Raw genomic sequence first — 19,327 nt, forward strand, 5'->3', positions numbered from 1 at the left:
TGAGTATCTGGTGTGCTGGCCTGCACATTACAGCAAGCTGACGCAGGGCGGGGGCGGTTGCGGCTATAATTTTCAGCATCGAAGACGATAACAAGAGCGCGCCGCGCCACACACCCTGGAGACAGCATGCAAGCAATGAGTTATGTACACGGCGCCCACGAGACGCCGTTGATCGGCGAAACGATAGGCGCCTACCTGGACGGCATCGCCGAGCGCTACGGCCAGCACGACGCCCTGATCGTGGCGCACCAGAACGTGCGCTGGACGTATCTGGAGTTCCAGCAGCGCGTGCACCGGCTGGCCGCCGGCCTGTTGAAACTGGGCTTGCAGCCGGGCGACCGGGTCGGCATCTGGTCGCAGAATTGCGCGGAATGGGTGCTGACCCAGTTTGCCACGGCGAAAGCCGGTTTGATCATGGTCAACATCAACCCCGCCTACCGCCGCTCGGAACTCGAATACGTGCTCGACAAGGTGCAATGCAGCGCGCTGATCCTGTCGCCCAGCTTCAAGTCCAGCGATTACCTGGCCATCGTGCAGGACGTCGTGCCGGAAATCGCCCGTGCGCGCGCCGGCGCCCTGCAGTCGCCGCGCCTGCCGCAATTGCGCCACGTCATCCGCCTGGGCGTGGCCGCCACGCCAGGCATGCACAATTTCGACGCGGTGATGGACGGCATCACGGACGCCGACCTGGCGCGCCTGGAAGAAGTGAGCGCTACCTTACAGTTTGACGACGCCGTCAACATTCAGTTCACGTCCGGCACCACGGGCGCGCCGAAGGGCGCCACCTTGACGCACCACAATATCCTGAACAACGGTTTCTTCATCGGCGAAGCCATGCGCCTGACGGAACGGGACCGCTTGTGCATCCCCGTGCCCCTGTACCACTGTTTCGGCATGGTGCTGGGCAACCTGGCCTGCGTCACGCACGGCGCGGCCATGGTGTTTCCCGGCGAAGGCTTCGATCCGAAAGCCGTGCTGGAAACGGTGCAGGCCGAGCGCTGCACGGGCTTGCATGGCGTGCCCACCATGTTCATCGCCATCCTTGATCATCCTGACTTTAAACAATACGATCTGTCGAATTTGCGCACCGGCATCATGGCCGGCTCGCCATGCCCGATGGAAGTCATGACGAGGGTCATCGAATTGATGCACATGGCGGAAATCACGATTGCGTATGGCATGACGGAAACGTCGCCCGTCAGCTTCCAGACGTCGATCGAAGACCCGCGCGAGATGCGCGTCTCGTCCATCGGCCGGGTCCACCCGCACCTGGAAGTGAAAATCATCGATGCGGAAGGCCGCATCGTGCCGCGCGGCGAAAAGGGCGAATTGCTCACGCGCGGCTATTCCGTGATGCAGGGCTACTGGGGAGATCCTGAAAAAACCAGCGAAGCCATTGACGCGGCGCGCTGGATGCACACGGGCGACCTGGCCGTCATCGACGCAAACGGCTTTTGCAGCATCGTCGGCCGTTCGAAGGACATGGTGATACGCGGCGGCGAAAACATCTATCCGCGCGAAGTCGAGGAATTCCTGTACCGCCACCCGAGCGTGCTCGACGTGCAATGCGTGGGCGTGCCGGACGCCAAGTATGGCGAAGAACTGTGCGCCTGCATCATCCTGCGTCCGGGCACGCAGGCCACCAGCGAGGACATCCGCGCCTTTTGCGACGGGCAGATCGCCTATTACAAGATTCCCCGCTACGTGCGCTTCGTCGAGGAATTTCCGATGACGGTGACGGGCAAGATCCAGAAGTATCTGCTGCGCCAGCAAGTGGCCAACGACCTGGGACTCGGCGCCCAGTAAGCGCCATCTTTTCTGCCGGGCATAAAAAAACACCGGGACGCTTGCGCGGCCCGGTGTTTTTTATTGATGCAGCGTAAAGCTTAGGCCATCGCGGCTTGCGGTGCGCGCGCTGGCGTGCGGCGGCGCATGAAGGCCAGCAAGCCCAGGCCGGCCAGCAGCATGGCGTAGGTGCCCGGCTCAGGTACGGCCGACACGTTGACCGTGTTGAAGCCGGAGCCGTTCATCGCGACATGGCCATAATTGATCGAGCTGACCGAATTGGCGATCAGGGTGCCGTTCATGTCGCCCGAACCCGAGAACGCGCTGTGCGGCGCCAGGATGCTGCCGTTGATGCCGACGTTCTGCAGGCTGGTGGTGGTGGCGTTGGCGAAGTTGAACAGCGTGCGGTTGGCGAAACTGGCGAAATTGTCGAAGCCGCCGCTCATGGTGATGTTGGTGGCCGTGCCGTTGATGATGATGCTGGCCGTGCTTTTCAGCGAGGACAGGTCCAGGGTCAGGTTATGCAGGTTCGACGCATCGATGTTGAAAATATTCACGTCGGCGTTGACATTGCCCACCAGGGTCATGTTGCCGTACTGCGAAATCACGGTACCGTTCGATTGCAGTTTGGCCACGTCGCCCGACAGGGTCGTCAGTTGCTGCTTGGCGCCCGCGAAGTCCAGGGTGGACGTATTGCCTTTGCTGATGTTGTTCGTTGGGAACCATTGCGGCGCCGTCAGGGTGGCGTTGGGGTTGCTGACGCCGTACACGGCCGAACCGCTGAGCGTGCCCCAGCCCGTGTTCAGGTTGCCGCCAGCAACGACCGAATTGACGGCGCTGCCTGGCTTTTTATTCGTGCCGACATTGTAGTTGTCCAGGTAGATATTGCCACCAGCGGCAATGCTGCCGCCGACGCTGGTAAAACCGCTGGCGCCGCTGCTGCCGATGTTGCCGAAGATAAAGGCCGAATAGCCATTGGCAACGCCGAGGTCGACCACGGTCGCTTGCGCCGAAGCGCTGAAGGAGAAGGCGAACAGGGCGGCGCTGATGAGCGGCAAGGTACGGGTAGCAAATAATTTCATGGACAATCTCATAGTCAATTAGGGGACGATTCGGGCGGGAAAGCAACACACCGCCATCGCGCAGCCGGCTATTATAATATAAAAAACAATGTTAGTTCAATTTAGGTAATTAACTATATTTTAAGGCAACACTTTTCCTAGGGGCAGCAATTGTTTTGCGGACATAAAAAAACCGGGGCTGGCCCGGTTTTTTGCTGTTTATCTGACGCGCTGGTATAGGCGGAAGCGTTCCACGTCATCCGTGGGGCGGCGTCCTTCCCACAGCTTGATCCAATCCGCACCGTGGTGTTCCGGCAGCTTTTCCTTGTTATCCGGAACTTTAATGCTGTCTTGCAACAAGAACACGTCGCAATGCTGTTGGCCCACATTGGCAAACGGCAGGTGGCCGTAGTAGGCGAACGAGGCGCGCTGGGCGGCGCCGACATTGCTGTTGATGCAAGTAGTGCCCGGCGGCAGGTGGACGGAAATTTGGTGCGCGACGCTGGCGTAGCTCTTGCTGTAGTTCAGCGGCGGCAGGAACAGGGTCATGATCAGCACCCAGATCAGGATCAGGCCGCCGGACGACAGCACCACGGCGCGCCACAGCACGGCTGGCTGGCGCGAGATGCGCCAGTGCACCAGCGCCACCCAGCCCGCGCTGGCGCAGGCGGCGACGAAGAAGGCCAGCAAGTCCAGCTCGGGCTTGAAGCCGGGCATGAGTTTCAGGGCGTTATGCGACAGTTTCGGCGGCCAGCCGGTCAGGATGGCGAACCAGAACAGCCACAGCGCGAGGGCGCAGATGGTCAGCACCATCACGGAGAACCAGTCGATGGCGTTGATGGCGCCCCGTTTCATGGTCAGCAAGCCAAATGCGGCCATCACGGCCAGCGGCGGCAGCAGCGGCAGCAGCTGGCTCGGGTCGGGATCGGGATGGCACAGGCCCAGGATGGCCAGCATGGCGACAAAGGTCAGCGGCACGACGATGTGCAGCACGTGGTGCTGGCGGCGCCAGGCATACACGGCCCAGGCGGCGAACGGCCAGGCGGGCCAGAAGAACCAGATGCCGACACGCCAGAAATACTGCAGGCTTTTCAGGCTGGGGGCGCTGAACTGGCGGCAATTCCATTCCATCCATGCTTGCAGCGGCGAATGGCCGTACGGTTGCAGCCATTCGCCCGGCAGCAGCCACACCAGGGTCAGCGCGATGCCGATCAGGATGGCCAGTGCCAGGTGGCGCACGCTGCGCAGCAATGGCAGGCGCAGGAAGACGGTGCACAGCAGCAGGGCGATGCTCAGCGCCGCCGGCGTGATCCAGCCGCGCGCGAGGGTCAGGCCGCCCAGCGCCAGGCCCAGCAGGGCCGCATTGCGCACGGACGGGCCTTCCATGTAGCGCACGGCGCGGTACAGCAAATAAGCCATCAATGACACGTACAGCGCTTCTGCCGTGATGTCGTGGCTGTGCTGCAGCAGGCCCAGGCAACCCAGGTAGATGAGCACGGCGGCATCGGCCAGGGTGCGGCCGAAGTCGTCCGGCTCGGGCTGGCCGCCGAAGGCCAGGCGCAGCGGCTGGGCGTCGTTGCGCCGGCCCAGGTTGAAGGCGGTGTACCAGACGGACAGGGTGCTGACGACGAAGATGCCGATGGTCGACATGCGCGCGCCAAAGACGTCGCCGTCGATCCAGCTGAACAGCTTGATGAAGATGGCGCCCAGCCAGAAGGCCAGCGGGCCTTCATCGAGCAGCGACAGGCCGGCGATGTTGGGCCACAGCCAGTCGTTCAGGCCGCCATGCGCCATGGTCCACATGATGCCGAAACTGGCGGCATCATCGTTCTTCCACGGTTCGCGGCCGATCAGGCCAGGCAGGATGTACAGCAGGCCGAGCGCAAACAAGGCCCATCGTGGCAGCGCGAGTGTGGCAGCGGCGGGAAGGCGGACTGGCTTCATCGATAATCGGTATCAGAATAGTGGCAAGACGCGACGAATGGCGTCGGGTATGCGCGAGTATAAAGTAAAGCGGCCAAAGACAAAAAAGGCAGCCGTGGCTGCCTTTTCTCTGGCAGCCGGAGCTGCCCTGTTTTGCCGCAAAGCGGCAAAAATCAGCCTGCTGCGACTGCGGTTTTCGAACCAACCGAACCGAACTTCTGACGGAACTTCTCGACGCGACCGGCGGTATCGACGATTTTGTGCTTGCCCGTGAAGAATGGGTGCGATTCAGCCGAAACCTCGATCTTCACCAGTGGGTATTCTTTACCGTCGTGGGTGATTTTTTCGCGGGTTTGGATGGTCGAGCGGGTAACGAATTTGAAATCGCACGACAGATCGTGGAAAACAACTTCGCGGTATTCTGGATGGGTATCGACTTTCATGGTCTTCTCTCTAGTTTGGTAGCCAAACAGCACTTCGTCGGTCGTCCTGCTTCTTGACCCGATTGCCGATCACTTGCCAGGTTTAAAATAATGCAACCGTCGATTATATAGCGCTTTCGGGGCGCAGGCAATAAAAAAGCCGCTCAATGAGCGGCTTTGCATGATCGCGTGTGCTTACGCCGGGCGCAACGTAGGTCGGATTAGCGCGCTAGCGCGTAATCCGACACCACCACCGTCTTTGCCAACAATGTTGTCGGATTGCAGCCCTGCGGGCCTAATCCGACCTACGATACACGGCAGGGGAATTTAGCCGCCCCGGCGCATCATGTCGAAGAATTCGGCGTTGTTTTTGGTCGCCTTCATCTTGTCGAGAATGAACTCCATCGCCTCGATCTCGTCCATCGAGTACAGCAACTTACGCAGGATCCAGATTTTTTGCAGCTCGTTCGGCTTGATCAGCAGTTCTTCGCGGCGGGTACCCGATTTGTTCAGGTTGATTGCCGGGTAGACGCGTTTTTCGGCCAAACGGCGTTCCAGATGCACTTCCATGTTGCCGGTACCCTTGAATTCCTCAAAGATCACGTCATCCATGCGCGAACCCGTTTCGATCAGCGCCGTGGCGATGATGGTCAGCGAGCCGCCTTCTTCGATATTGCGCGCGGCGCCGAAGAAGCGTTTTGGACGTTGCAGCGCGTTCGCGTCGACACCGCCGGTCAGGACCTTGCCCGAGGCAGGGATGACGGTATTGTAGGCGCGTGCCAGGCGGGTGATCGAGTCGAGCAGGATGACCACGTCTTTTTTCATTTCGACCAGGCGCTTGGCTTTTTCCAGCACCATCTCGGCCACTTGCACGTGGCGCGTGGCCGGCTCGTCGAAGGTCGAGGCGACGACTTCGCCGCGTACCGAGCGTTGCATTTCGGTCACTTCTTCCGGACGTTCGTCGATCAGCAGCACGATCAGGGTGATATCCGGGTGGTTGGCCGTGATCGCATGGGCGATGTGCTGCAGGATTACGGATTTGCCGGATTTCGGCGACGCCACCAGCAAGCCGCGCTGGCCTTTGCCGATCGGGGCGATCAGGTCGATGATGCGGCCGGTGATGTTTTCCTGGCCATTCATTTCACGTTCCAGGCGCAGCGGCTCGTTCGGGTGCAGCGGCGTCAGGTTTTCAAACAGGATGCGGTGTTTCGACATCTCCGGCGATTCGCCGTTGACCTTGTCGACTTTGACCAGTGCGAAATAGCGTTCGCCATCTTTCGGGGTCCGTACCTCGCCTTCGATCGAATCGCCGGTGTGCAGATTGAAGCGGCGGATTTGCGAAGGGGAGATGTAAATATCGTCGGTGGACGCCATGTAGCTGGCGTCAGGCGAGCGCAGGAAGCCGAAGCCGTCAGGCAGCACTTCCAGGGCGCCGTCGCCAAAAATCTGTTCGCCGGACTTGGCGCGTTTTTTCAGGATAGCGAACATCAGCTCCTGTTTGCGCAAGCGGGCTGCGTTGTCAATGTCAAGACCGATCGCCATCTCAAGCAGGGCGGATACGTGTAGGGCCTTTAGTTCGGATAAATGCATATGTGTTGAGTGTCCCGAGACGGGATGTAAAGGTAGGGGAGGGGACTGCGTGGCGTTGATTAATTATTGGGGAAGGCTGTGCACGAATGAGGCAAAGCCGCTTCCCGGTCTATCCAGTCAGGCGGCGCTGCGGGCGCAGCGCTGCCCATCATACATTAAATGTTGCTGTCGACGAAAGCGGTCAACTGGCCCTTGGCCATGGCGCCCACTTTTTGAGCAGCTGCAGCACCATCCTTGAACAGGATCAGGGTCGGGATGCCGCGGATGCCGAACTTGGCAGGTACCGCCTGGTTGGCGTCCACGTCCATCTTGGCGATCACGATGCGGCCGGCGTATTCCTTGGCCACTTCTTCCAGGATCGGGGCGATGGCCTTGCAGGGACCGCACCATTCTGCCCAGAAGTCGACCAGTACTGGCAACTCGGATTTCAGGACGTCTGCTTCAAAAGATGCATCGCTAATGTGTTTGATATTTTCGCTCATATTTTCCTCAAATGAGGGTGGGATCAATAATGCCTGGAATTCACCATACGCTGGTTCGCCATCCATGCTTCCTGGAATGCAGTGAGAAGATGGGGGCAATGGGCACAAATTCAATGTTCTTGGAAGGTGCGACCAGAGGTATGCAGGCGGGGATGGCTGAAATAATAACCCATTTTTTCAAAGCGTGGCGATTATTGCAGAAAAACTTGAGGCATATCGCCAGCATATCGCTCCAGCGCGTGCCGCCAGGGCGGCAAAGCCGCATGCCTGCTGGCTTGCGGCGCCGTGTCCCGCCTCCCGGCCTGGCTCCGCGCTCAGGCTTGCGCGCCGGCCTGACGCGCCGTGTGCTGCAGTTGCAAGTTCACCATGAGCTGCAATTCCGCGCTTTCCATCGGCTTGCGGAAGGTGCCTAATATATGCAGGCCGTTGGCCATGGCCAGGCGTTCGGCCGCCAGGCGCACGGCCGAATGCAGTCCCGACAGCAGGACTACGCCGCCGCGAAAGCCGTTTTCAGCCGCCATGCGCAAAAATTCGATGCCGTCGATATCGGGCATGGACAGGTCGCAAATCAGCAGGTCGGGCTGGTGCTGCTTCAGAGTGGCCAGCGCCTGTTCGCTGTGCGACTCGCAGCGGATGTCGAACGGGCCCATCTGCTCGAGCATGTCGCTGAGCACGTCGAGCATGAAAACGTCGTCGTCCAGCAGCAATACGCGCAATGGCGCCAGGCCTGCTTCGCTGTGTTCCCGGCTTGCTTGGTTTGATACAGTAGTCATCGTCCTGTCTTCCTATTGATATGCTGCATCGCTGTCGATGCCGATACCTTGCCTTAACGGAATTTGGCGGTAGCTAATCGTCATTGGCAAAGCTGGTGTTATTCATGATTTGTTCGGTAATCTGTTCCAGCAGGGGCCACAGGCGCGCGACGATGTGCCGGGCCCGTTCTGCCTCGTCGGCCGCTTCGCCCGGCGCCAGGGTTTCCAGGTTGTGGCACAGCTCGGCCAGTCCCAGGGCACCCACGGTGCGCGCCGACGACTTGATGCGGTGTCCCAGTTCGCGCACCTGGTGCACGTCGCCGCGCGCCAGGGCCGCATCGATGTCGCCAAAGCCATCCTGCGTCGTCTGCAGGAACTTGAAGGCGAATTTGCGCACCTTTTCCGGGTTGTAACCGAGCAGCTTGGCCAGGATCGACAGGTCGATCACCTGCGGGTCGCCCGCCAGCGTCGTCTTGAAGGCGGGTGCGGCGCGGCTGCGCGCCGGTGGCGGCGGCGTGTCGCGCGCCGGCAGCCAGCTGGCGATGGTCTGGTACATCATGGCCGGCTGGATGGGCTTGGAAATGAAATCGTCCATGCCCGCGTCCAGGCAGCGCACGCGGTCTTCGCTGGTGGCCGTGGCCGTCATGGCCAGCACGCGCAGGTGCGCCAGCTGCGGGTCGGCGCGGATGTGGCGCGTCGCCTGCAAGCCATCCATCAGCGGCATCTGCACGTCCATCAGCACGCAGTCGAACTGGGTCTGGCGCAGCAGGTCGAGCGCTTCCTCGCCATTGTTGGCCAGGCAGACGGAGGCGCCCGCTTCTTCCAGCAATTCCAGCGCCACCTGCTGGTTAAACGTGTTGTCTTCCACCAGCAGGATGCGCGCATGCTTGAGCGTGCGCATCACCAGGGCCGCGTCGGCGCTGGCGCGCATGGCCGCCGCCGTCTGCACCATGCTGTCGAGCATGGCGGGTGCCGCCTGGTCGGAAATGCCCAGGTTGGCCGTGAACCAGAAGGTGCTGCCGGCGCCGGGACGGCTGTCGACGCCCACGTCGCCGCCCATCAGCTGCGCCAGCTGCTTGCAGATGGCCAGGCCCAGGCCCGTGCCGCCATATTCGCGCGTGGTGGACGTGTCGGCCTGCTGGAAGGACTGGAACAGCTTGCTCATTTCATCCTGCGACAGGCCGATGCCGTGGTCGCATACTTCAAAGCGCACCAGGCAGTGCCTGGCGTCTGCCACCACCTTGCGCACCTTCACGGTGATGCTGCCCTGTTCGCTGAACTTGATGGCGTTATTGGCGTAGTTGATCAGCACTTGTCCCAGGCGCAATGGGTCGCCCACGAGCACGGCCGGCAATTGCGGGTCGATTTCAAACAGCAACTCCAGGTTCTTGCCGGCGGCGCGCGGCGCCACTACCGTCATCAGCGTTTGCACGACGTGGTCGAAACTGAAGTTGACGCGCTCGATTTCCAGCTTGCCCGCCTCGATTTTCGAAATGTCGAGAATGTCGTCGATGATGCCCAGCAAGTGTTCGCCGGCAAAACGGATTTTTTCCAGGTAATCGCGCTGGCGCGGTTCCAGGTCCGTTTTCAGGGCCAGATACGCCATGCCGATCACGCCATTCATCGGCGTGCGGATTTCATGGCTCATGTTGGCCAGGAATTGCCCCTTCGCCAGGCTCGCTTCTTCGGCCACCTGCTTGGCCTGGTCCAGCTGCTCCGTGCGCTGCGCCACGCGCTCTTCCAGATGTTCATTGAGTTCGCGCAAGGCACTCTCGCTGCGCTTGTGATACGTGATGTCCGTCAGGCTGGCCACCACCATGCCCACCTTGCCGTATTCATCGCGGATGGCCTCGGTATTTACGGACAGCCACGACAGGCTGCCGTCGGGCTGTTGCACACCCATCAGCACGTCGCGCATGGCGACACCCGTCGACAGGGTGATGTGCACGGGATGGCTGCGCTGGTCGAAGGGGGAACCGTCTTCGTGGATCGCTTGCCACAGGCTGTTGCCGGCCGGACTGGCCGCCAGCATGCGCTCGGCAGCGGCATTGCTTTCCAGTATGTGGCCGTGGCTGTCCTGCACCACCAGCCCGTTCGTCACGGCGCCGAACACGGACGCCATGCGCTGGCTCGAGTTCGACAGGGCGATCGACGCCTGGCGCCGCTCCGTGATGTCGGTGATCATCGCCAGGGTGCCGCCCGGCTCGCCGTTGTCCGACTGGATGCTGGTGCTCGACAGCAAGCCCCACAGGCTCGACTGATCTTTGCGGAAGAAGCGGAAATCGACCTGATCCGGCTGGCTGGCGGCACTGCCGTGGCTGGCCAGGCGGCGCTGCATCAGCAGCTGGCTGTCGCGGTCCATGAAGTCGAGCAGGGGACGGCCCAGCATTTCCTGCACCGTGTAGCCGAGCATGTGCGCCATCTTCGGGTTGACGAAGGTGGTCTTGCCGTCCGCATCCGTCATCCAGATGCCTTCGGCGGCCGTCTGCACGATCAGGCGGTAGCGTTCGGAACTGGCGTGCAGCGCTTCCTCGGCGCGTTGCCGCTGCGTCATGTCGCGCAGCGAGACGATGGAAAATACTTGCCCGGCCATGCGCAGCGGCGACAGGCTGACCTTGGCCGGGAAGTGCGTGCCGTCGCGGCGGCGCGCCATCATCACCCGGCCCGGTAGGCTGTGCCGCGCTTGCGGGTCGCCCACGGAGTGGCTGGCCGTGCTTTCCGGTACCAATTGCTCCAACGACATACCCGTCAATTCGGCCAGCGGATAGCCGAAGCAGCGCGCGCCGATCTGGTTGGCGTAGTGCACCTTGCCTTCGACGTCGGCCACCAGCATGGCTTCGGGCGCCGCTTCCAGCATCGAGCGCATGCGCGATTGCTCATCCTGTTTGCGTTCGCTGATATCGCAGACGATGCCGCTGGCCTGCGTGGCGGCGCCATCCGAGGCGCGTGTCAGCACGGCGCCGCGCGCCAGCAGCCAGCGCCAGTGGCCGTCGCTGTGGCGCAAGCGGAATTCGCAATTGAAGGTGCCGGGCGCCTGGCCATCCAGATGCTGGCGAAAGGCCAGGCTCAGGCGCGCGCGGTCGTCGCGGTGCACTTCGGCCAGCCACTCGTCCAGTGCATGGTCGAGCCTGGCGCTTTTGTCGCCCAGCACGTCCTGGTACTGGGGCGCGAACTGCAGCCGGTCGGCCTGTCGTCGCCAGGTCCAGCCAGCCATGGCCGCGCCGCGCAAGGCTTGCCCGGCGTCCTGTTCGGCCAGGGCATGCGCGGGCAGCAGCAGGCGGCGCAACTGTTGCCGCAGCCGCCAGGCTTGCCAGCAAGCCACTCCCGCCAGGGCGGTGGCGCTGGCGGCAGCGTAAGGCCATAGCAATGTTGGCGCCATGCCGTGTACCGCCGCCTGCACCGGCAAGGAAAGCGTCATGCCTGCCGCCAGCATCGTATGAGCGAGACGATGCAGCGCAGGGCGCCGTCGGCGTGATGCGCTGAAACTCGTGTGGCTGCAATACGACAAATGCATCCCTTTCTGGGGCATGATGGAACTGGGCTGACAGTGCATGATGCGCGCTCAAATAAACGCCTGCGGCGCTTTCTGGCGGCAACTATAGCATCGAATATTTGCTCGGGGTATTTAAGTTCTGAAACAGCCAAAACGGGATTTTTTTTGCCCCGGAATGGCTGTTTTTTTCGCGATTTGGTGAGAATCTGAGAGAAAGTCGGCGCGAAATCGTGCTACTCAATCGAGGCGATAGCCTTTAGGTGAAACTGCCGGCAAACTGATATCGGTGCCCGGGATGCCACATGGTGGCGATCGAGGCGATCTTGCCGCCCGAGCGCGTCTGGCGGCGCAGGACCAGGCACGCCTGTTTCGTGTCGATGGCCAGCATTTCGGCGATGTCGCGCGGCGCCGACAGCGCTTCGATGCTGTAGGTGGCGCCTTGCAGGGGCGCGGCGGCCATCAGGTATTCGTTCGGCGTGATGCTGGAAAAATCCTGCGTCATGTAGTCGGGCGCGCACTCGGGATTGACCCAGCGGTCTTCCACCTGGATCGGCACGCCGTTTTCAAAATGCACGATCAGCGAGTGGAATAGCGGGTGTTCCGGCGGCAGGCCGAATTGCTTGGCCAGCAAATCCGAGGCTTTCGTACGTTCCAGCAATTGCAGGCTGCTGCGGTGGATATGTCCGCGCGCCCGCACTTCATCGGCGATACTCTTGATTTCCAACAAGGTCGCCTGGTATTTTTGCTGCGCCACATAGGTGCCGGAACCCTGGCGCCGCGTCAGCACCTGTTCACTGGTCAGTTCGCGCACGGCGCGGTTGACCGTCATGCGCGAGACGCCGAATTGTTTCACGAGGGCTTGCTCGGAGGGAATCACGTCGCCTTCCTTCCAGCGCCCGGCGGCGATGCCGGCCAGCAGAAAATCCTTGATGCGCTGGAAAATGGGCGTATTTTCCTGGGTAGTATGATCGTCCAATGCGGTTTCTCCGAGGCGCGGGCAGGGCGCGCCGCCGGCTGGAGGCGCGATGGCCGATTTTAGCACCGAGCAAGGCAGGCGCCGCCAGCCTTTTTTGAATTCAAAAGCAAGCGCCGGAGTGTGGCGCGCGCGGGTGCTGGCTATGCTGGTGACTTATTATTGATTTGCACGGAGTTCGCCATGGAACACGCTTACCTGACTGACGATGAACGCTGGGACGCCCTGCAGCGGCGCGCGCCCGATGCCGACGGCGTCTTTTATTACTCGGTGCGCACGACGGGCGTGTATTGCCGCCCTTCCTGCGCGGCGCGTCCCGCCTTGCGCCGCAACGTGGCTTTTCACGCCACGTGCGAGCAGGCGGAGGCGGCCGGCTTTCGCCCCTGCCTGCGCTGCAAGCCGAACTTGCCGCCCCTGGCCCAGCGCCAGGCGGCCATCGTGGCCGACATCTGCCGTTTGATCGACGCCAGCGACGAGCTGCCCGACCTGGACGCGCTGGCGCAGGCGGCCGGCATGAGCCGCTTTCACTTTCACCGCGTCTTCAAGGCGCACACGGGCATCACGCCGAAAGCGTACGCGGCGGCGCGGCGCGGCGAGCGCCTGAAGGCCGGCTTGCAGGGCGCGGCGAACGTCACGGAAACGTTATATGCGGCCGGCTTCAATTCCAGCGGCCGCCTGTATGCCGCCACGCCGGGCTTGCTGGGCATGACGCCGGGCGCATTCCGCGCCGGCGGCAGCGGGGCCGTGATCCGCTTTGCCATCGGCGCCTGCTCGCTGGGCGCCATCCTCGTGGCCAGCACGGACAAGGGCATCTGCGCGATTCTGATCGACGACGACCCGGAAATGCTGCTGCGCGACTTGCAGGACCGCTTTCCGCAAGCCGAGCTGCGCGGCGCCGAGCCTGACTATGAACAGACGGTGGCGCAGGTGGTGGGCCTGGTCGAGGCGCCGGCGATCGGCCTGGACTTGCCGCTCGACGTGCGCGGCACCGTGTTCCAGCAGCGCGTGTGGCAAGCCTTGCGCGAAATTCCCGCCGGCAGCACGGTCAGCTATGCCGAGCTGGCCAGCCGCATCGGCGCGCCGAAAGGTGCGCGCGCCGTGGCGGGCGCCTGCGCCGCCAATGCCCTGGCCGTCGCCATCCCCTGCCACAGGGTGGTGCGCAACGATGGCGCCTTGTCCGGTTACCGCTGGGGCGTGGAACGCAAGCAGGCGCTGCTGGAACGCGAGGGCGAACGGTGAGGGCGCTCGATTGGCGGCATATCGAGGATGAGCTGAATCAATATGGCTGCGCCGTCGTGCCGGGCTTGCTCAATCCTGCGCAGTGCGCGGCGCTGGCAGCGCAGTATGACGATGCGTCGCGCTTTCGCAGCCGTGTGGTGATGCAGCGCCATGGCTTTGGACAGGGCGAGTACCAGTATTGGGCGCATCCGCTGCCCGATGTGGTGGCCGGCCTGCGCGAACAGCTGTACGGACCGCTGGCGGCGATTGCCAACCGCTGGCACGCCAGCATGGGTCTGGAGACGCGCTTTCCCTCCAGCCACGCCGATTTCCTCGCGCGCTGCCATGCGGCGGGGCAAACGCGGCCCACGCCCTTGCTGCTGCGCTACCGCGAAGGCGATTACAACTGCCTGCACCAGGACCTGTATGGCGAGCACGTGTTTCCGCTGCAGCTGGCCGTGCTGCTGTCGCGCCCGCAGGACGATTTCACGGGCGGCGAGTTCGTGCTGACGGAGCAGCGCCCGCGCATGCAGTCGCGCTTGGAGGTCGTGCCCTTGATGCAGGGCGACGCCGTGATCTTTCCCGTGGCGCAGCGCCCCGTCAACGGCACGCGCGGCAGTTACCGCGTCAACATGCGCCATGGCGTGTCGCGCCTGCGCTCGGGCATGCGCCACACCCTGGGCATCATTTTTCATGATGCGAGCTGAACGGTAGGTGCGGCGCTTGAGTTTCCGCAATTACATGGCATGATGGTTACTCCCTGTCACTTTTCACTGTTGCCATGTCCGCGTTGCTCCGCCTGTTGTGCCTGTTGACCATCTTCCTGCTGCCCGCAGCCCATGCGGACGATGGCGCATCCTCGCTCGTTGCGGAAGCCGCGACCGCCATCGCGCCGTCGCAGGCCCCCCCCGTCAAGACGGCGCCATTGATGTTTGCCAACCGCAAGGTATTCGTCTTCCGCGCCGCGCTGGCCGGCTATCCGCCCGATGAACGGGCCATCGGCGCGCAGCGCCGCCTGGAAAGCGTGCTGGCGAAAAACGGTCCGCTGCAGGCGAGCACGCGCATGATTCCAGAAGGCACGCAAGTGCTGCTCGACGGCGTGCAGCTGTTCGTCGTCGTGCCTGGCGACGTCAACTTGCTGGCCGGTGACACGACGGAAAGCGTGGCGAAAACGGCCGCCGGCGAGTTGAGCAAGGCCGTGTTTGACTATCGTGAACAGGGCAGTTGGCGCTACCTGGCGATCGCCGCCGCCGTGTGCGCGGCCGCCACCCTCGTGTTCTGGCTCGTGTGGATGGGCTTGACGCGTCTGTATCGCTGGGCCAAGCGCCGCAGCGGCATCCTGCTCGCTTCGCGCCTGCGCGACGTGCGCCTGAAAAATGTGCGCGTGCTCGACGCCGAACACTACATCGCCTTCGCGTATCAACTGCTCAGCGCCGTGCTGTGGGGCTTGCGTCTGATGGCCACGTATCTGTGGGCCGCCTTCGTGCTGGGCCGTTTGCCTTACACGCGCTCCTGGGGCGAAAGTCTGAGCGGCTACCTGTTCGACGTGGCGGCCGACGTCTTCCACGCCATCATCGGTGCCTTGCCGGGGCTGGTGCTGGTGTGCGTGATCTTCGCCATCGCGCGCCTGATCGCCGCCACGGCCGCCTCGCTGTTCAAGCGCGTGGAAAGCGGCGAATTGCAGATCGGCTGGCTCGACAAGGACACGGCCCTGCCCACGCGCCGCATCGCCAGCGTGGTGATCTGGCTGTTCGCGCTGGCCATGGCGTATCCGTATTTGCCCGGCTCGCACACGGCCGCTTTCCAGGGGCTGTCCGTGCTGGTCGGTTTGATGGTGTCGATCGGCGCGTCGAGCATCGTGGGCCAGGGCGCCAGCGGCCTGATCCTGATGTACACGCGCGCCCTGCGCAAGGGAGAATATGTGCGCGTGGGTGACTGCGAGGGCACGGTGGTCGAGTTGGGCATGTTCGAGACGCGCCTGCGAACGGGCCTGGGCGAGGAAGTGGCCTTGCCGAACGCCTGGGTGATGTCGCAAACGACCAAGAATTATTCGCGCGCCCAGCCCGGCGGCGGCTTCGTGCTCGACTCCACCGTCACCATCGGCTACGCCACGCCGTGGCGGCAAGTGCACGCCATGCTGGAACTGGCCGCGTCGCGCACGACGGAACTGTCGACCACGCCGAAACCGTACGTGATGCAGCTGGCCTTGCAGGATTACTATGTGCAATACCGCCTCGTCGCCTACGCCAGCGCCGAAGTCCCCCGCCAACGCGCCGAAGTGCTGAACCGCTTGCACCAGAACATCATCGACGTCTTCAATGAATTCGACGTGCAGATCACCTCGCCGCACTACATCGACGACCCGAAAGAATCGCACGTGGTGCCGCCCGGTGAATGGTTCAGGGCGCCGGCGAAGCGGGGGGAGGAATCGATTGAGGTGGTTCCGCCCAAGTCTTGAACGCGAGGCGTGGTCTGTGCGTGACGGATGCAATGGCACGCGCTATCTTGGTTTTTCCTCGGGAGCGCAGGTATTCTTGCCATTTGTCAGCTGAATCACCTGGAATCCCCCGGCGGGTGCCGCGAGCAGGCAGAAATCTGCCGAGTAGCGCGAAGTGGGATCGGACGCGGATGGCGGCCTTCCCAGGAAGGATACGCCATACACTTTTCCCGCCACCAGCGGCGCGGCAGCGCTGCTCTCGGCCCCCTCGGGAGCCTTGCCATAGCGCACGCATCCCTTGTTTGGCAGACGATAGCTGGGATCGCCAAACGAGGCATTCGGAAACATGACCGTCCATACATCTTTCCAGCCATTCGGCCCAGGCGTGCTGATCGTCAGCATCTTCAGGCTGACTGGCCCCCTTGAGCGTTCCTCTTCGCTGGCAATTTTGAAGCAGGGAAGGCCTGCCTCCGTCATGACGGAGGCAGTGCCCATGCGCGACCACGCCGAGGCATTGATGCTCGTCAAGGTCGCCAGCAGACAAAGAATAAGGTGGCGGTGATTCATGGCATGCCTTCTATGGGACAGGATTTTTGGCTGGGCACGTATCATCCATCCAGGCCTGTGTATCGCTTTTGATGACGACGAGGCGTGGCTTGGCAGAGACCTGCTGTATGAGACAGAACTTTGCCACATATCCATAGGTAGGATCGGCAGGATCGGCTGGCCTGCCATTCAGAAATACCTCGTACACCCTGCCGGTCTTCAATTCAGGCGCGGGCGCAGCGTCGGCATGAGCCGGAATATTCCCATAGGGAATGCAATTTGTTGAAGACAGCGGAATTTTCTTATCGTCCGTCATGAGAAACCCCCATATTTCCGTCGTTGGCTTGACCGTCACGTCGGACACGCTCAAGGCGCCGAGGAAGGGCTGGCCGTTGCGCCTCTCTTCCTGTTTGGAAATGCTAAAGCAGGGCACGCCATTGATCGAGGTAACTTCGGCATCGGCCATGCGTGAGCGCGCGTAGCCGTTCATACTTGAGAGCGCGAGCAGTATGAACAGCGTTGGATTGATGCTAGCGGGGCGTTGGGCAGACTTCATCGATCCAGGCCTGCATGTCGCTGTTGACGGGAATGATTTGCTGGCCGCCAGCAGCCGTAGTTCTCACGCAGAATTTTCCTTGGTAACCATAGGTTGGATCGGACGGATCTTTAGGGCGGCCATTCAGAAATACGCTATAGAAATGTCCTGGAATAAGAATTTTTGGTTTAATTCCTGTAGCAGTAGGGGGCAAATCTCCATAACGAATGCACGAATCTGCATGGATTGGAATAGGCCAATCTGGAGGTGCAGAGAAAGACCATACCTTCTTGACGGGTTGAACGGACAGATCGGAAACGATCAATGCCCCGAGCATTGGTGTGCCATTGCGTGCCTCTTCTTTTTTTGTAATGGAAAAGCACGGCATGCCGTTGACAGAGTGAATGTGGGCATCAGCGATGCGCGACCACGCCGAGGCATCGATAGCCGCCAGTGCGGCAAGTAGAAATAACAGTGTGTGACAATATGGCATGGCGATCCTCGCACTATCTGATGAGCGAATGCTCCGGGCAACTATCCTGTTTCCACGCGGGCGTGTCGCTGCCAATGGCGATGATTTTTCGTTCACCAGCGGGCGTGGCAACGATACAGAATTTCCCTCTGTAGCCATAGGTCGGGTCGGAAGGATCATCTGGACGCCCATTCAAGAAGACGCTGTAAACCCGCCCGGTTTGCAGTTCAGGGGCAGGCGTGCCATTTACGCCCTGTGGAATATCGCCATAGAGAAGGCAGATTTTTGATGAAAGCGGAATTTTTCTTCCTCCGGTCATCACATAGCTCCATACTTTGGTAGCCGGTTTTACTGACAGGTCTGAAATACTGAGTGCCCCCAGGAGTGGCTGACCGTTACGTTTCTCTTCCGTTTGTGAGATTGTGAAGCAGGGCGTGCCATTCACTGAATTGATTTCAGCATCGGCGATGCGTGATGTTGCACCCGCATCAAGGTATGTCGACGAGAGGAGTACGCTCGATATACCCGCCAGGTAAATTCTTTTCACTTTTTCTATTGATGAAAAAATCATTGAGTACCTCTTCATAAACTGCTTGGTCATTAGCATATTGCTCCTGGCGCATTGCGGAGGAATCCTTTAAGTATTTCAATGCGTAGTAGTCGGCTAACAAGTCTCCTTGTGCCTCCATGTTGTAGTCGGCTAATTTTTTTTGGGACGACAAAACGTACTTGTAGTCCAGTCCTATTCTGAATGCTCCACGCATTGCCACCGGATATTTCAGTTGATATTGCCAAACATGGACCATTTCATGAATGAACCAATGACGCTCGGTATTATCTGCATTGGAAAAATCGTCCAGAAATCTCGACTCATGAAAGTACATTTCCCCATTGGGTGTCATGGCAGTGTTTTTTGGTTGGAACAGCCATAGATAAGGCCTCTTGTGAATTTTGACTTTGCTATAGTCGACGGCATCCTCGAAAATCATCCATGCCATGTCTATTTCACCCTGGGTAAGCGGGCGAGCAATGCTATCGATTTTTACCTGTTTTACTGATGTATCGATATCCTTGTCGGTTGTTTTTACGTCTTGTAGCTCAAGTATGATCGCCGTTGGCGCCACAGGGGCAGGTGCAGCGGAGCAGCAGGGAAGGCTGTCTTCTTGTGGGAAAAACTCCACCATCGTTATTTGCTCTTCCCGCTTGCTGGCGATGCGCCCCGTGCGTCCCTTCGCATCCGTCGTGCCCGTCCACGTTTCGCCATTGCTCAAGGTGAGCCGGTAGTCGGCGTGGGCCAGCGGCACCTTGTTTTGCGAGACGAATTCCAGCTGTTCGTCGTAGCCGCAGCACCAGCATTCGTCGGGCTGGCCGGCCAGGCGGTGCAGTTCGCAGCCGCTTGTCGCGTTGCGCAGGGTGGCGCCCAGCACGGGCTGGCCGTCGGCGCTGAAGGTGACGATCATGCTGTCGAAGCGCGCGCCCAGGCTTTTCTTTTGATGGGCCACGAGCTTGAAGAACACGTCGCACGCGGTGGTGCTGATGACATGGTGCCTGGCCATGGAACCTCCGCGATAAAACGCCAGCGTAGGCCAGCGGCGGCGGGGAGGTATTGACTGGGCGCAAGGCTTGGGCGCTTGCGTT

The 19,327-nt window shown here is 61.2% G+C and carries 17 protein-coding genes; 4 read left to right on the top strand and 13 right to left on the bottom strand.

Features of this window, described 5'->3' with window-relative positions; translation table 11 throughout:
• Window positions 1-126: 126 nt before the first annotated feature.
• The gene (locus JAB8_RS19150; protein ID WP_070290996.1) at window positions 127-1,806 is read left to right on the top strand and encodes an AMP-binding protein; all 1,680 of its coding nucleotides are present in this window, start codon (window positions 127-129) and stop codon (window positions 1,804-1,806) included.
• Window positions 1,807-1,886: 80 nt separating this feature from the next.
• On the opposite strand, the gene JAB8_RS19155 is transcribed toward JAB8_RS19150, so the two are convergent.
• The 8 genes from JAB8_RS19155 to hutC form a co-directional block, all read right to left on the bottom strand.
• Window positions 1,887-2,867 (bottom strand): choice-of-anchor A family protein, encoded by a 981-nt coding sequence (locus tag JAB8_RS19155; RefSeq protein WP_070290997.1) that lies wholly within the window; start codon window positions 2,865-2,867, stop codon window positions 1,887-1,889.
• Between the two features lie 198 nt (window positions 2,868-3,065).
• Entirely contained in the window at window positions 3,066-4,790 is a 1,725-nt protein-coding gene (locus JAB8_RS19160; protein WP_070290998.1) for a glycosyltransferase, read from the bottom strand.
• A gap of 152 nt (window positions 4,791-4,942) precedes the next feature.
• Window positions 4,943-5,212 carry a type B 50S ribosomal protein L31 gene (locus JAB8_RS19165; RefSeq protein WP_034746247.1) on the bottom strand — a complete coding sequence of 90 codons (270 nt, stop codon included), beginning with the start codon at window positions 5,210-5,212 and terminating at the stop codon, window positions 4,943-4,945.
• A 306-nt stretch (window positions 5,213-5,518) separates the two neighbouring features.
• Window positions 5,519-6,781: a transcription termination factor Rho gene (gene rho / locus JAB8_RS19170; RefSeq protein WP_034746249.1), complete on the bottom strand. Its 1,263-nt coding sequence runs from the start codon at window positions 6,779-6,781 to the stop codon at window positions 5,519-5,521.
• A 155-nt stretch (window positions 6,782-6,936) separates the two neighbouring features.
• Window positions 6,937-7,263: a thioredoxin TrxA gene (gene trxA, locus JAB8_RS19175; protein WP_070224200.1), complete on the bottom strand. Its 327-nt coding sequence runs from the start codon at window positions 7,261-7,263 to the stop codon at window positions 6,937-6,939.
• Between the two features lie 314 nt (window positions 7,264-7,577).
• Window positions 7,578-8,036, bottom strand: coding sequence for a response regulator (locus tag JAB8_RS19180; RefSeq protein ID WP_070224201.1), 459 nt, complete (start codon window positions 8,034-8,036; stop codon window positions 7,578-7,580).
• Between the two features lie 73 nt (window positions 8,037-8,109).
• On the bottom strand, window positions 8,110-11,433 hold the full coding sequence (locus tag JAB8_RS19185; RefSeq protein ID WP_070224301.1) for a PAS domain-containing hybrid sensor histidine kinase/response regulator: 3,324 nt from the start codon (window positions 11,431-11,433) through the stop codon (window positions 8,110-8,112).
• A gap of 331 nt (window positions 11,434-11,764) precedes the next feature.
• Window positions 11,765-12,484, bottom strand: a complete 720-nt coding sequence (hutC, locus tag JAB8_RS19190; RefSeq protein WP_070224202.1) for a histidine utilization repressor — start codon at window positions 12,482-12,484, stop codon at window positions 11,765-11,767.
• A 180-nt stretch (window positions 12,485-12,664) separates the two neighbouring features.
• Between hutC and ada the strand changes: the two genes are divergently transcribed.
• The 3 genes from ada to JAB8_RS19205 all read left to right on the top strand — a co-directional run bounded on the left by ada (window position 12,665) and on the right by JAB8_RS19205 (window position 16,157).
• Entirely contained in the window at window positions 12,665-13,720 is a 1,056-nt protein-coding gene (ada, locus tag JAB8_RS19195) for a bifunctional DNA-binding transcriptional regulator/O6-methylguanine-DNA methyltransferase Ada (protein WP_070290999.1), read from the top strand.
• The gene (locus JAB8_RS19200) at window positions 13,717-14,406 is read left to right on the top strand and encodes a 2OG-Fe(II) oxygenase (RefSeq protein ID WP_070291000.1); all 690 of its coding nucleotides are present in this window, start codon (window positions 13,717-13,719) and stop codon (window positions 14,404-14,406) included. Before ada ends, JAB8_RS19200 begins: the two co-directional genes overlap by 4 nt.
• Window positions 14,407-14,480: 74 nt before the next feature.
• Window positions 14,481-16,157 carry a mechanosensitive ion channel domain-containing protein gene (locus tag JAB8_RS19205; RefSeq protein WP_070291001.1) on the top strand — a complete coding sequence of 559 codons (1,677 nt, stop codon included), beginning with the start codon at window positions 14,481-14,483 and terminating at the stop codon, window positions 16,155-16,157.
• Window positions 16,158-16,199: 42 nt separating this feature from the next.
• Here JAB8_RS19205 and JAB8_RS29180 read toward each other — a convergent pair whose 3' ends face one another.
• Genes JAB8_RS29180 through JAB8_RS29195 form a run of 5 tightly spaced genes read right to left on the bottom strand, consistent with a single transcriptional unit; the run spans window position 16,200 to window position 19,245 of the window.
• Window positions 16,200-16,703, bottom strand: coding sequence for a hypothetical protein (locus tag JAB8_RS29180; RefSeq protein ID WP_139143093.1), 504 nt, complete (start codon window positions 16,701-16,703; stop codon window positions 16,200-16,202).
• A gap of 10 nt (window positions 16,704-16,713) precedes the next feature.
• The gene (locus tag JAB8_RS19215) at window positions 16,714-17,238 is read right to left on the bottom strand and encodes a hypothetical protein (RefSeq protein ID WP_070291003.1); all 525 of its coding nucleotides are present in this window, start codon (window positions 17,236-17,238) and stop codon (window positions 16,714-16,716) included.
• Window positions 17,213-17,710 (bottom strand): hypothetical protein, encoded by a 498-nt coding sequence (locus tag JAB8_RS29185; protein ID WP_139143094.1) that lies wholly within the window; start codon window positions 17,708-17,710, stop codon window positions 17,213-17,215. The genes JAB8_RS19215 and JAB8_RS29185 overlap by 26 nt, the downstream gene beginning before the upstream one ends.
• Before the next feature lie 13 nt (window positions 17,711-17,723).
• The gene (locus JAB8_RS29190; protein WP_139143095.1) at window positions 17,724-18,260 is read right to left on the bottom strand and encodes a hypothetical protein; all 537 of its coding nucleotides are present in this window, start codon (window positions 18,258-18,260) and stop codon (window positions 17,724-17,726) included.
• The gene (locus JAB8_RS29195) at window positions 18,178-19,245 is read right to left on the bottom strand and encodes a hypothetical protein (protein WP_121670523.1); all 1,068 of its coding nucleotides are present in this window, start codon (window positions 19,243-19,245) and stop codon (window positions 18,178-18,180) included. Before JAB8_RS29195 ends, JAB8_RS29190 begins: the two co-directional genes overlap by 83 nt.
• Window positions 19,246-19,327 lie beyond the last annotated feature (82 nt).

Origin of the sequence: Janthinobacterium sp. HH106 (assembly GCF_001758725.1) — a bacterium.
Lineage (GTDB): Bacteria > Pseudomonadota > Gammaproteobacteria > Burkholderiales > Burkholderiaceae_D > Janthinobacterium.